The sequence below is a fragment of the Bacillus sp. FSL R9-9492 genome, assembly GCF_038007365.1.
Classification (GTDB): Bacteria; Bacillota; Bacilli; order Bacillales; family Bacillaceae_G; genus Bacillus_A; species Bacillus_A mycoides.
The window spans coordinates 2,250,219-2,263,900 of the sequence record NZ_JBBOXC010000001.1 but is presented as its reverse complement, the minus strand read 5'-3'; the positions used below and the strand labels follow the sequence as shown (position 1 = coordinate 2,263,900).

General features: G+C 34.0%; 11 protein-coding genes and 2 pseudogenes. 2 read left to right on the top strand and 11 right to left on the bottom strand.

Translation table 11 applies throughout. From position 1 onward, the window contains the following. Positions 1-59: 59 nt before the first annotated feature. The 4 genes from MKY70_RS11430 to MKY70_RS11415 form a co-directional block, all read right to left on the bottom strand. Entirely contained in the window at positions 60-695 is a 636-nt protein-coding gene (locus tag MKY70_RS11430) for an FMN-dependent NADH-azoreductase (protein WP_002012622.1), read from the bottom strand. Between the two features lie 241 nt (positions 696-936). Continuing rightward, positions 937-2,922 carry a penicillin-binding protein 3 gene (pbpC, locus tag MKY70_RS11425; RefSeq protein WP_088032833.1) on the bottom strand — a complete coding sequence of 662 codons (1,986 nt, stop codon included), beginning with the start codon at positions 2,920-2,922 and terminating at the stop codon, positions 937-939. A 154-nt stretch (positions 2,923-3,076) separates the two neighbouring features. Next, positions 3,077-3,565, bottom strand: a complete 489-nt coding sequence (locus MKY70_RS11420; RefSeq protein ID WP_002031690.1) for a dihydrofolate reductase — start codon at positions 3,563-3,565, stop codon at positions 3,077-3,079. 19 nt (positions 3,566-3,584) lie between these two features. Then, complete coding sequence (locus tag MKY70_RS11415) at positions 3,585-4,541, bottom strand: thymidylate synthase (protein ID WP_002085878.1); 957 nt, start codon at positions 4,539-4,541, stop codon at positions 3,585-3,587. A 198-nt stretch (positions 4,542-4,739) separates the two neighbouring features. On the opposite strand from MKY70_RS11415, the gene MKY70_RS11410 reads away from it, so the two are divergent. Next, positions 4,740-6,197, top strand: coding sequence for a serine hydrolase (locus MKY70_RS11410; RefSeq protein ID WP_002031694.1), 1,458 nt, complete (start codon positions 4,740-4,742; stop codon positions 6,195-6,197). A 266-nt stretch (positions 6,198-6,463) separates the two neighbouring features. Next, positions 6,464-7,591, top strand: coding sequence for an IS200/IS605 family element RNA-guided endonuclease TnpB (gene tnpB / locus MKY70_RS11405; protein ID WP_088032830.1), 1,128 nt, complete (start codon positions 6,464-6,466; stop codon positions 7,589-7,591). A gap of 150 nt (positions 7,592-7,741) precedes the next feature. On the opposite strand, the pseudogene MKY70_RS11400 reads toward tnpB, so the two are convergent. The 7 genes and pseudogenes from MKY70_RS11400 to MKY70_RS11375 all read right to left on the bottom strand — a co-directional run bounded on the left by MKY70_RS11400 (position 7,742) and on the right by MKY70_RS11375 (position 13,495). Beyond that, positions 7,742-8,604 (bottom strand): annotated as a pseudogene (locus MKY70_RS11400) (phosphatase PAP2 family protein). 8 nt (positions 8,605-8,612) lie between these two features. Further along, on the bottom strand, positions 8,613-9,722 hold the full coding sequence (locus MKY70_RS11395; protein WP_088032825.1) for an alpha/beta hydrolase: 1,110 nt from the start codon (positions 9,720-9,722) through the stop codon (positions 8,613-8,615). 132 nt (positions 9,723-9,854) lie between these two features. After that, on the bottom strand, positions 9,855-10,736 hold the full coding sequence (locus tag MKY70_RS11390) for an AraC family transcriptional regulator (protein WP_341024280.1): 882 nt from the start codon (positions 10,734-10,736) through the stop codon (positions 9,855-9,857). Positions 10,737-11,030: 294 nt separating this feature from the next. Continuing rightward, a complete protein-coding gene (locus MKY70_RS11385; protein ID WP_088032821.1) occupies positions 11,031-11,963 on the bottom strand; it encodes an aminoglycoside phosphotransferase family protein in 933 nt (310 codons plus the stop codon). Between the two features lie 11 nt (positions 11,964-11,974). Continuing rightward, positions 11,975-12,123: pseudogene (locus tag MKY70_RS30820) on the bottom strand (VOC family protein); the annotation flags it as partial. Positions 12,124-12,166: 43 nt separating this feature from the next. Then, complete coding sequence (locus MKY70_RS11380) at positions 12,167-12,802, bottom strand: HAD family hydrolase (protein ID WP_176280932.1); 636 nt, start codon at positions 12,800-12,802, stop codon at positions 12,167-12,169. A 105-nt stretch (positions 12,803-12,907) separates the two neighbouring features. Then, positions 12,908-13,495, bottom strand: coding sequence for a YpjP family protein (locus tag MKY70_RS11375; RefSeq protein WP_088032817.1), 588 nt, complete (start codon positions 13,493-13,495; stop codon positions 12,908-12,910). Positions 13,496-13,682 lie beyond the last annotated feature (187 nt).

Sequence of the window (13,682 nt, the reverse complement as noted above, 5' to 3'; positions counted from 1 at the left end):
GGAAAAAGAAGAAAAAATGTCCAAACAACAAGTGTTTGGACATTTTGAAGTTTTCTATATTAGAAACGTTTTGCTAATTCGCGTGCATTTACAATTGCTGCTTCTTTAATGTCTTGTGCTTTTTCAGGATTTGCATTCATTCCTTCAACTGCAATATATTCAGTGTCTGATACACCCATGAATCCTAATACCGCATTTAAGTGATTGCGACCGAAGTCCATAGATGCGTATGCTCCTTCAGAGTAAACGCCGCCTGTAGCTTGAATATGAAGTGCTTTTTTGCCTTCTAGTAAGCCAACTGGACCATTTTCAGTATATTTGAATGTTTTACCTGCGATTGATAAGTTATCTAAGTATGCTTTCACTACTGCTGGGTAGCTGAAGTTCCACATTGGAGTCACGAATACATAACGATCTGCATGCATAAATGTTTCTAAGTTATTGTTCATTGCTGCAACTTTTTGTTGCTGATTTTCACTTAAAGTTTCGAATCCTTCGCCTGCTGCAAATTTACCCCAAGCAGCGAATACGTCTGCATCGATTGCTGGTACAGTTGTATTGAATAAATCAATTGTTACAACTTCGTCTTGTGGATGTTCGTTTTTATATGCTTCGATGAAAGCTTCTCCTACTGCCATACCGAAAGAACCTTCTGCTGAATTTGGATTTGCTGTAATAAATAGTACTTTTGTCATTGTATTAGCTCCCTTTTACACATTTTATCTTTAATTTGAGATTTATAATTCAAAAGTAAATAACTTACCTTATGTAAGTATAATACAAAAAGTTATGTTTGATGTCAATAAAAAATAGCTACTTTTTTTTCGTAAGTTAATGATTTATTTTGTTTCTTTAAAATTTAGTATATAGATATTTAGAATTCCTCATGCAAAAAGGCTATCTCTATACATTATAGAGATAGCCTTTTATTACATATTATTTTTGAAAAACATGTTTCACTTTTTCAGCTGGAATGTTACTTCCGCCTCTACCTTTTACATCTTCAATCATCATTGTAATGACCATATCTGGTGAATTTAAATCAAATGCAGCGAACCAGCCTAGTTCTTTTCCTTCGGCCTCTTTGGATACTTTTAATTCCGCTGTACCTGTTTTGCCAGCAAGAGTCATACCATCAATTTTAGCAATTTTTCCAGTACCATCTGGATCGTTAATTACTTTCGTTAAAGCCGTTTTCAATATATCTTGATTTTCTTTAGAAATCACGTTCTCTTTCCAAACTTTTGGTTGTTTATCTGTTTTAATAAGATACGGTGACGGAATCTTTCCATCATTTACAATCGGTGCATACGTTAAAGCTAAATGAAGAGGAGTCATTAAGACTTGTCCTTGTCCATATCCTGTATCTGCCATTTGAATATCATTTTTTATGCCATCATTTGCGATTTTAGAAGCTGGGAATCCGTATTCAATTGGTAATTTCTCATCAAATCCGAATTTTTTCGCCTCAGCCATAAATTTATCTTTTCCAATTTTCAAAGCTTCTTGTGCGAAATAAATATTATCCGAGTATTTCATTGCCTTATCAAAATCAATCGGATTCGCATCTTTTACACGTGTTACGTAATAATTGCCCCAAGAAGAATCTTTCGTCCATTTCAGTCCTTCAATTTTCAATTCTTCTTTTGGATCGATTGTTTTTGTTTCAAGACCAATTGCACCTGTAATTGGCTTAAATACAGAACCTGGTACCGATAATTGTGTAAATCGATTCGTCATCGGTTTTTTCGGGTCATTATTCCAAGCCTCGCGTTGTGCTTTTGATGTTCCTCGTGCAATTAAATTAGGATTATAAGCTGGACTACTTACAAGAGCAATTGTTTCTCCACTTTTCGGATTAATTGCCGCACTTGAACCAGCTTCTCCCTTCATTTCATTATACGTTTTTTCTTGAACAACACTATCGATAGTTAAAGTTACATTTTCTCCATCAACAGCATCTGTTTTCGCTAAATTTTTAATTTCTTTTCCTTGTGCATCTTCCATGAAGACACGGCCACCTTTTTTCCCGCGTAGCTGTTCTTCCAATACTTGCTCTAATCCAGCTTTACCAACTGGATCATCTGCTTGATAACCTTTCTTTTGAAGCGTCTTTAAATCTTCAGCATTTACCTTTCCGATATAACCAGTTAAATGCGCTGCCGCTTCTCCTAATGGATATGTACGAACATTTACTGGTTTTGTTGAAACACCTGGTAAATCGATGTACGTATTTTGCGTTGCCCCATCAGGTAAAATTCCAATTGGTACGAGATACCCTGGTTTTACCCATTTAGCAGCTAGTTTTTGATCAATTTCTTCTACAGACATATTTAACAACTTCGCTACTGTTTCTTTCGTTTGCGGAGCAGTAGCGTCTAATTTTTCTGGAACGATTCCGATCTCAGAAGCTTTCCCATTCGTCGCAAGACCTTTTCCATTACGATCGTAAACTTCACCACGTTTTGGTTGTGTTGCCTGCATACGCACTTTACTATCTTTCGTCATGCCAGGGAAAATGAAATCAGGAGTCCAATCTATTTTCCAAGATTCTTTATCTCCATCTTTTTCTTTCACCATTTTTGCTTCATGGCCAAAAGAGATATTACCACCAACTGTATCCATACTTACTTTAAAAGGAACAGGACCTTCATCTTTTTTATCTTCTTTTACTTCTCCTGCTTCTACTTTTAAGTTTTTCACTTCAATGCCAGAATAAATTTTTTCATATTTCTCAGTGAACTCTTTCTTTGAAATATCTTTTTTTGCCTTTTCTGATAATTGATCATACATTTCTGCAAATTTTTGTTTATTCCATGCTTTTGTATATGTATCAAACGCTTCTTGTGGTTTTTCTTCTTTACCGCATCCAACTAACATGAACGTTAAGCAAAGAAAAAGAATCCCCCATATCTTTTTCAATCGATTCTCCTCCTCTTTCTATATGAATACTTTTGAAAATTTTAGCATTTTTACATGCTAGATTTCATTATAGCACTATTGAATATCATCTATAAACTTATATTAATGAATACAAATAAAAAGATTGATGTGAATTTCACATCAATCCTTCTTATTATTGTTGCTTCTCATATACATGATAATAGTACGTATAAGGATTCTTTTCATCCGTTAAACCTTTTTCAACAAAAACTTCTTTCCAATTTGTCATATCCATTTCTGGGAAGAATGTATCTCCTTCAAATGCATGATGGATTTTTGTTATATATAACTTGTCTACGTAAGGTAAAAAGAGATCATAAATTTGTGCTCCGCCGAAAATAAAGATTTCCTCTTCATTTTTGCATAGTTCAAACACTTCTTCTACAGAATGTGCTACTTCACAACCTTCAACACGATACCCTTCATTACGTGTTACAATAATATTACGTCTTCCAGGCAGTGGTCTACCAATCGCTTCGTAGTTCTTTCTGCCCATAATAAGTGAATGGCCCATCGTTGTTTTCTTTACATACTGCAATTCACTTGGTAAACGCCAAGGTAAATTATTATCTTTACCAATTACTCTATTCTCGTCCATTGCGACCATAAATGAAACAATCATTTTTTCATCTCCTCTACAATTATACTGCAACCGGTGCTTTAATTGCTGGGTGTGGATCATATCCTTCAATCGTTAAATCTTCCATTTCAAAATCAAACACAGATTTCACATCTGGATTTAATGTAAGTTTCGGGAATGGACGTGGTTCACGTGCCAATTGCTTTTCTACTTGTTCAAAATGATTCGTATAAATGTGTGCATCTCCAATTGTATGAACAAATTCTCCCACTTCAAGACCACATTCATGTGCGATTAAATGTGTTAGTAATGAGTAACTTGCAATGTTAAATGGAATTCCAAGGAATATGTCACCACTTCTTTGATATAACTGACAAGAAAGTTTGCCATCCGCTACATAAAACTGGAATAGCGTATGACAAGGTGGTAATGCCATACTTGGTACATCTTCAGGATTCCAGGCAGAAACAATTAAGCGACGGGAGTCTGGCGTTTTTTTAATCATTTCAATTACATCTTTTAATTGATCAAGCGTCTCACCAGCTGTCGTTTTCCAGGCACGCCACTGCTTTCCGTATACATCTCCTAAATAACCATATTTATTCGAGAAATCATCATCTTCTAAAACGTTCTTTTTAAACAATTCCATTTGCTCATCGTACTGCACTTTAAATTCCTCATCTTGTTGTGAGCGAAGACCGAAATCAGTCATATCAGGACCAGTATACTCATCGCTTTCTACCCAGCTCTTAAACGCCCATTCATTCCAAATATTATTATTATGTTGCAATAAATAGCGAATGTTTGTATCACCTTTCATAAACCAAAGCAGTTCACTTGCTACTAGGCGAAATGGCACTCTCTTTGTCGTTAATAAAGGAAATCCTTTACTTAGATCGAAACGCATTTGATATCCAAATACAGATACAGTACCTGTCCCTGTACGATCTTCTTTCTTCGTACCGTGCTCCATTACATGACGGCATAAATTTAAGTATTCATATTCAGCATGTTTCATATGTAAGAAAACCTTCTTTCAATCTTATATGAGATTTATCATAACATGAAAAACAGCGAATTTAATAATCCAAATTAATAAAAATTCTTTCAATATTTCTTACAAAATTATTAACTTTCAATATTAAAAAAGGTTTTCACTTTTCTATTACAGAAAGTATAGTGCGGAACATAAAAATTATATTTGGAGGTTGGAAGCATGTCTAAAATCAAAACTCCTGTTTTAAGTACGTTACAACATAAGGTTGAGAAGATGATGAAGGATTTACACGTTCCTGGAGCGGCTGTAGCTGTTATAAAAGATGGTGAGGTCATTATTTCAGAAGGTTTCGGCTATCGTAACATAGAGAAAAAAGAGGCTGTTACTCCGCAGACACGATTCGCAATCGGTTCTGCGACGAAAGCATTCGGTACGCTTTCATTAAGCTTATTAGCACAGCAAAAAAAGTTTAATTGGGATACTCCTGTCCAAACTTACGTACCTAACTTCTCTCTATCCGATATGCTCGCTAACTCGCAAGTTACAGGACGAGATTTAGCTTCTCATCGTACTGGGGTAAGTCGTCACGATGCTCTTTGGTACAGTTCTTCCTTAACTCGAAAAGATCTTGTTGAAAAAATAAAACATTTATCACTTGATGCACCGTTCCGCACAGCATTTCTTTATAACAACTTAATGTATGCGACAATTAGTTATATTGTAGAAAACATTACGAATCAAACGTGGGAGCAATACGTTGCAGAACATATTTTAGAACCTTTAAATATGAGGCATACAAACTTATCTGTTACAGACTCACAAAATACAGATGATTACGCATTACCTTACACTGAAGATAATGGTGAAATGAAAGAAATTCCATTCCGAAATATTGATACAGTTGGAGCGGCTGGATGTATTAATTCTACCATTGAAGATATGGCAAAATGGGTTTTGCTTCATTTAAACGAAGGAAAAACAGAAAATCATGATTTGATTTCTACTGAACTACTCCAAGAAATGTATACACCACACACTCCAATCCCGGATCAGCCAATGTTATCAACAAGTGAATCACCATTAAATAGCTATGGACTAGGTTGGTTTATTAGTGCTTACCGCGGTTATAAACTTATTCATCATGGTGGTAATATTGATGGATTTTCTGCACTTGCGTCATTTATGCCCAACGAAAATATCGGTATTATCGTATTAACAAATTCAGGGCAAACTGTACTCCCTACTTATATTACAAAACATATTTACGACGAACTTCTCGGACTAGAATATATCGACTGGCATGAACGCGCTGTAGAAGATAGTGAAAAAATGAAAGAAATGATGAAAGAGGCAACTACATCACTTCCCGAACCAATAAAAGGGACTACCCCTTCTCATGCATTAGATGACTACACTGGAACTTTTGAGCATCCCGCTTATGGAACACTGAAAGTATACAAACAAGATGATTTCCTACATGTACAATTTATGGATATGGAATTTCAGCTAAAACATCATCATTACAACATCTTCTCAGCATCAATTAGTTTGTTCCAAATGAAAATGGGGCTTTTATTCGCTTATGATATGAATGTAAATGGTGAATTCCCGACTCTTCAATTACACGTACCTGCAACTTTAAGTACTCAGCCTCTTACATTTACGAAAATTAAATAACAAATTAAATAGAGGGAAGATTACTCTTCCCTCTATTATTTCGGAATTAGAAATTCACCTTGCAACCAATCCTATTATTGAATTTAATAAATAAAATGAGGATAACCCAAATGCTAAATTATTTATCGTTTTCTGACAGAAGACTCCTTCCTCAAAAATGTGAAGGTGTGAAACACCAATTTTAGGTGGGAGATGAATGTCAGTAGGCGTAAGCCTACGTTTTTTTGTATACTGTAGATATACGATGAAAAAGTGAGGTGCAACCTATGTTAGTAAATAAAGCATATAAATTTCGTATCTACCCGAATAAGAAACAAGAAATATTAATTGCTAAAACAATCGGTTGCAGTCGCTTTGTATTTAACTATTTCCTTGCTCTTTGGAATGATACGTATAAAGAAGCTAGAAAAGGGTTAACCTACTTTTCTTGCTCTGCCAAGCTTACTCAATTAAAGAAGCAACAGGATACGATTTGGTTAAAAGAAGTAGATAGTATCGCTCTTCAATCCACATTAAAAAACCTCGCAGATGCTTTTTCACGTTTTTTCAAGAAACAGAATGATATGCCTCGATTCAAGTCTAAAAAGAATACAGTTCAATCCTACACAACTAAGCAAACAAACGGAAACATTGGAATTGTAGGCAACACAATAAAATTACCGAAACTTGGCCTTGTTCGCTTTGCTAAAAGTCGTGAAGTAGAAGGGCGTATCTTGCATGCAACGATTCGTCGTAACCCAAGTGGTAAATACTTTGTATCTATCTTTGTTCAAACAAGCGTACAAGAAATGCCTAAAACTGATTCCACTTATGGAATTGATGTTGGATTAAAAGATTTTGCCATTCTTTCTGATGGCACAACATACAAGAACCCTAAATTCTTCCGTACATTAGAAGAGAAGTTAGCGAAAGCACAACGTATCCTTTCTAGAAGAACAAAAGGTTCTTCGAACTGGAATAAACAACGTGTGAACGTTGCACGAATCCATGAACATATTGCAAATGCAAGAGCTGATTACTTACATAAACTTTCTACTGAAATCATCAAAAACCACGATGTTATCGGTATGGAAGACTTACAAGTCAGTAACATGCTCAAAAATAGAAAGCTTGCAAAAGCGATTAGTGAAGTATCTTGGTCACAATTTCGGACTATGTTGGAATATAAAGCAAAATGGTATGGCAAACAAGTTGTTATAGTATCTAAAACATTTGCTTCTAGTCAATTATGCTCCAATTGTGAATACAAAAACAAAGACGTTAAAAATCTAACCATTCGTGAGTGGGATTGCCCTTCTTGTGGCGCACATCACGATAGAGATCGAAATGCAGCACTCAATCTTAGAAATGAAGCAATTCGTCTCTTAACCGTAGGAACTACGGGGATAGCCTAATGAATTAGAAACCGTTAGGTTTCTGTACTTAGGAATCTCCCACTTCAAACAGTCCGTGAGAATGTTAAGTGGTGAGTAGTTCAACAAAACAGCTTAATGAACAAGCCATGCATTAATTATTATATTCCCTCAAAGGAAAAGACTTTCTTATTACCGATTCAATGAATGTGGAAGAACATCATTATTATTGGTGCGTTTATTTTTCTTATCTTTCCATATAAATTTTTTCAAACACATAAAAACAGTAACTGAAATAGCGACTCCAACTGTAACATCTGAAGCAAAATGGGCTCCTACCACAATACGACTCATTGGTACTATTATCATCCATAAAAGAATGAGAATCCAAACACCTATTTTTTTCTTTTTAACGAAGCAAAGTATTCTGGTAATAAACTAAACCAAATGACTAACGCTGCATTAGCACTATGGCCTGAAGGGAATGACATAAACTCATCACTTTTAGCAATTCCTTGAGGTATAAACCATTTTGAAAATCCTTCAAATGATCCAATAGAAATCATATGCCGATATCGTTCTCTACCCCAACCTAGTTTTATTAGATTAAATGTAATTAACACAATAACTACACTTAATAATCCAATTAATGCAATGTCTCTCAATCTTGCATCATCGTATCTACTCCATGATTTAGAAATCATATAACAAGCTACTATAAAGCAAAGCATAAAAATTGGAATTAAATATTTTGAAATGGTTAAATAATTTACTAGCATAAATGAAGCTATAAAAGCGAACAAAAGAATGATTACTCCATAGCCAATTCCAGATAGATAATACCCTCTTGAACCTTTATTCTTTCTAGTTTTAAATAAATACATACTAGAAAATAAGGCAATAAGCATAGCTGGAATTTCTCCTATAGCTTGTAAAAAAAGAGCAATCTTATTAGTTGGTTCATATAAACTATTGGATATTTGTAAGTCTGTAAATGCAAAGATACATAGTAAAATAGCGAAGCTGGAAATTAATATCACTTTTCTATTTCCCATCATTTCTCCTACTTTCCACTATGCTTTAATATAAAATTCCCCATCTCAATTGCTAAATCTTCACTTTGAGGATAAACCCCTACATTATCTCCATAAGCGTGCCCTAAACCACGATAAAGGACCGTTTCAGTATCCACTCCTTTTTTAGTCAATTTAGCTGCATACGCTAAACATTCTATCATTAAAAAATCATGCTCTCCTACCGTAATAAATGTACTTGGATAGTCTGGGGATACATCAACATATGGACTTAAATACTTCGAATGAATTTCTTTCGTACCAAGTACTTCTGACATACCTCCAACCATTGAATGCATTATATTAAGCATTTTTTCTAATCCTTTTTTATACTTAGGAGCAATTTCATATTTATCTATACTCCAAGAATAAAATTCATCTTCATAATCACACATATTAATTGTAGGATACAGAAGCAACTGTCCCTTCACGTACTTCCTACCATCTTCCATATCTTTAGTTGTACAATACTGTGTTAAGTTCCCTCCTGCACTATCACCAGCAACAAAGATATTATTCTTATCACCGCCTAGTATTTCAGCATTTTCATAAATCCACTTTAAAGTAGTGTAGCAATCTGTATGCCCAGTTGGAAAAGGATTTTCCGGAGCTAATCGATAATCCACAGAAACGGCTAGTATATCTGTTTTTTCTACTATCAATTTCACAAGTTCTTCTACTACATCTGGTGATCCTGCCATAAATCCACCACCATGAATAAAGTATAAAACTGGCGCATTCTCTTGTTTAGAAACACTGTTATAAATTCTTATCGGAATATCATATCCATCTTCCGCTTTCACTGTTTTATGCGTAATATTAACGTCTTTAGTGACAATTGGAACACTCTTAATTCCATTAAATTGTTTTCGCATATTCCTTACCGATTTTTCAGAAGCGTCCATTTTCATCATATTTTTAGGCATAAACCTCATTACATTCATTTGAACCTTCGTGTCCTTATAAAGACGTGGATCCATCGCTCCTTTTTCATCACAATCTGGTATGTTTTTTACTAAAACTTTCGCCCCCTGTACATTAATGATTTCTTGTTTTTCTTGAATTTTTTCTAATAGGTTTAAGTCATATTTTCTAGTCATCTAGTATTCATCCTCCCTTGTTTTAAACGCTTTCATTTCTTCAGATTAGATAAATCTCTATTGAATCTCACTTCATTTACTATTACTAAATAAAAAACGTTCCATGTACAAAATGTAACATGAAACGTTTTTTTATTGTTGTTCATATTTGATTCGATTATTGTCATTTTTTGATATGATATTTTTCCTATACTGTAATGGTGTATATCCGTATTTTTCTTTAAACTGTGAAATAAATGATTTTACATTTGGAAATCCGTGTTTCACTGCTATATCTTGTATAGAATTTGTACTATTAATAATATCTTCATACGCTTTATAGAGCCTGTATCTCGTTAAAAAAGTGGTGAAATTTGATCCGAACGATTTTTTGAACATACGGGAAAAATGTTCTTCACTTACAAAAAAATGTTTAGCTACATCTTTCAGTTTAAGTTCTTCATCATAATGTTTATAAATATACGTAATCATTTCTTTCTGTTTATTTCCAAGTTGATAATTATTGTCTATACTCTCTCCTTCTTTGCAATATCGCAATAGAATATAAACAATTTCATAAATTAAACTATTAATTTTTATGTAACTTAAATCATCAGAATTTGTGACTAACTCCTTTAATTCATAAAATATTTGCTGGAGGTTAGTTTTCTGAACAACTGATTCTTTTATATTAAATCTATATTTATCAAAATCTCCATTTACCTCTTTAAGAAATTCATAAGAAATAATTAACATCATTACTGCACAACTTGTATTTTCAACTTTTTCGAATTCATGAACATCGCCACTATTCACAAAAATAAATTCGCCAGCGGATACTTTCTTTTTTTGCCCATTCACATACAAGAAAACCTCTCCATATACGACTAGGCTAATTTCAATACTTCTATGCCAGTGAGGAGGAATATAATAGTGAAAACCAGTAGGTAACATCGTATCATCTATATATTCAACCATCCCTGGAATTCTACCGCGTACTTTTATTTCTTCATATTTACCTTGCCTGATTTTCAATAGTCCACCCCCTTTTTATATTATAAAGTGAAACTTTAATCAGTGGGGATTTTGTTCATCCCCACTGATTATTAGCCTTCACCAATCGAGCGTTTACGGGCAGCAGGGCTTCCACCTAACTTCTTTGCTCAAGCCGAATTTTGAGGTGGGAGTTTTACTGCCCGGCAAATAGCGGGATAAAGTAGACGTCAAGGTTTTCATTCCTTCATAAAAAAACTACATACATAGTATGTAAAGAGACCGTCTCATGAGTTATTTACAAATAGCAGGTGTGAGATTTCCCACCTGCTATCCTTATTTTTTATTCATCATTTCACTATCAAACCAGATTGGCTTTGATAATTCAAAGTTTTTATGATCCTCTAAAACTATAGTAAGACGTTCTAACGTATCATCTAACATATGCGGTGCTGCTCGTAAACTCCAGACAACTGAAGAAAAAACCGTCATGCCAACGTAAACCGCATATAATTTCCAAAACTCCTCTGGTATTCTCCCATTAAAGTATCCTTCTATTTGTCCGATTGAATACGGGATACTAATGTCTCTTGCAAATAATGCTATTTTTACGAAATCATGAAGTGGGTCGCCCCAGTCGTAGCCATTAAAATCAACAACACCTACATATTTCGCATCACGTACAATTATATTTTCTAAATGAAAATCATCGTGTTGAAATCGATTTGGGCGGTTCTTTAAATATTTTTCATTTTCATCTATAAACTTTATGATTTTATCATCATTTTTAATTTGTATTCCGCATGTTTTATATGCCTCTACATATTTTCGATGTTTTTTCATTGCTCTTTCATACCATGGGAGTATATCCTTAGGAACTTCATGTGTATGCATTTTTGCTAAGTCTTTTCCTGCTGCTATACCAATATCATATTGTTCTCTTGGCGTATATGTAGGCAATAGCTTCTTAGCATCTTCTCCTTCTAAATATGAAAAAATACTATAACATAAATCTTCTTCCTCCAATATACCGAGTTCAATTGGTCTTTGAGCCTGCACGTTACGTTTTACCATTTCATTTAAAATTTGAAACTCTATTTTTTTCCTATCATACTCTTTTATATCACCTGTCCGTAATAAATATTTTTCATCATCAGTAGTCGTAATAATATATTTTTTATCAGGAGAGAAACCTTTAGAGATTTCTTCAATATTTGCAGCATCTTTTACTATTTGTATATTGTTTTTCCACGTTGTAATTATCTTCATGTCTATTCTCCTTACATTTCTGTATTCGCTGTATACGCAACCTCTACAATAAAGCCCTTCGGGTCATAAAAGTCTATTGTATAGTAACATCCGAATAATGATTCATTTCAATTGGACCACGTATAACCTTCACCTTATTGCCAGTAAGAAACTTTGCTACCTAAAATTCAATATGATGAATACCTGCTCAAAGTTTATTTATATTAAGAATGTGCCGCCTGTACTACTTGCACAATTTCCCCTGGCGTATTAACCATATAATCTGGCGCGTCTCCTTTTACTGTCTCAATTACGTCATACCCCCAAGAAACCCAAATGACATTCACACCAGCTTTTTTACAAGCTGCAATATCACGTTGTTCATCACCGACATACAACATATCTTGTTCTGTTAGCTTTTTCGACTTTAAAAATCTTTTAATCATTTTATCTTTACCAAACAAATTTTTAGAACAATACACTTCTTGAATATTTCCTATGCCATTACTATGTAAAAATGCCCTAATATGCTCTTCTGAGTTCGAAGATATAATCGCAATCCCGTAGCCTTTTTTATGTAGTTCATCTAATACATCTTTCATCCCATCGAATAAAACGAGATCTTTTATGGTAGGTTGATATAATTTATAAAACTCTAACGCCAATATAGGAAGTTTATAAAGTGGTACATCGAGTTTTTTACATCTTTCAGAAATAGTCAATTTTCGTAAAGGCTCAATTTCTTCCTCACTCACTGTCTTATATCCATGCTTTTCAGCAAGTTGATTATAAATCGGTACAAATATATTTTGTGAATCTACTAATGTGCCATCAAAGTCAAAAACGATATATTTTTGCATCCCCATACTCCCTTTTCTTTTTTCCTAAACCTATGTTATTCAACAACATAAATGTCTTACCCTTTCATACACATAAAAAAAGAACAAGATTTTCTCTCGTTCTTTTTAAGACAACCATTTCGGCGGTACATTCGTATTCCAATAAATATTTCCTAACTCATGGTGTCCTGAATATCCATCATCAAAACGATGATAGTGGAAATTAAAATAATATCCATCTTGCGGTGGATGATCTCTCCTCACATGAAATCGCAGTAAGTCATTTCCTGATTTCGTGTCATAAACATGAAAAATCTTTTCATTATTTCCACCAGCTGGTTTTTGAGAAATCGCTAATGATTGTAACGATTCTTCTGGCACATCATTTGCAAGTTCCGCAATTGCCTCTTCAATTTTAGGTAATACAATATCTTTAAATTCATCTTCAATTACAGGCCCAATTTTAGAGCCGAATTTTTGCATAGATTGCTTCTCTGCTTCTTGCATCGCATAGTTAACAAAAGTATCGGTGGTTAACCTATCATTTGTTTCTTCATATGTATAGGACGTACTCTCCAAATTTTGTTGCCCAGCTGTGCTCGTAGGCTTGTCCGCAGCTTTGGCATTATCAAGTAATATGGAAGGAGGCGTCACTAAACCAAACGTAAATACGGTAATTAATGCGACTAAGGTTTTTCTAAACCAATTTGGCATTTATGTTCCCTCCCCTTTCACTCATTATATTTTATATAACGGTTGTTTCTTCTATTATACAAAATGATTGTAATTTTTGCACTTTACAATTTTGTTAACGTTCACATATTTTTCACTTGAATATGAAATTGTAAGATTTCATACACTATAAATACAACAACAATGAGGGGGACAATCAGATGACTTT

Coding starts and splice junctions, on each gene's coding strand:
- MKY70_RS11430 (WP_002012622.1), bottom strand. CDS start 695: ATGACAAAAGTACTATTTATTACAGCAAATCCAAATTCAGCAGAAGGT.
- MKY70_RS11420 (WP_002031690.1), bottom strand. CDS start 3,565: ATGATTGTTTCATTTATGGTCGCAATGGACGAGAATAGAGTAATTGGT.
- MKY70_RS11415 (WP_002085878.1), bottom strand. CDS start 4,541: ATGAAACATGCTGAATATGAATACTTAAATTTATGCCGTCATGTAATG.
- MKY70_RS11410 (WP_002031694.1), top strand. CDS start 4,740: ATGTCTAAAATCAAAACTCCTGTTTTAAGTACGTTACAACATAAGGTT.
- tnpB (WP_088032830.1), top strand. CDS start 6,464: ATGTTAGTAAATAAAGCATATAAATTTCGTATCTACCCGAATAAGAAA.
- MKY70_RS11395 (WP_088032825.1), bottom strand. CDS start 9,722: ATGACTAGAAAATATGACTTAAACCTATTAGAAAAAATTCAAGAAAAA.
- MKY70_RS11385 (WP_088032821.1), bottom strand. CDS start 11,963: ATGAAGATAATTACAACGTGGAAAAACAATATACAAATAGTAAAAGAT.
- MKY70_RS11380 (WP_176280932.1), bottom strand. CDS start 12,802: ATGCAAAAATATATCGTTTTTGACTTTGATGGCACATTAGTAGATTCA.
- MKY70_RS11375 (WP_088032817.1), bottom strand. CDS start 13,495: ATGCCAAATTGGTTTAGAAAAACCTTAGTCGCATTAATTACCGTATTT.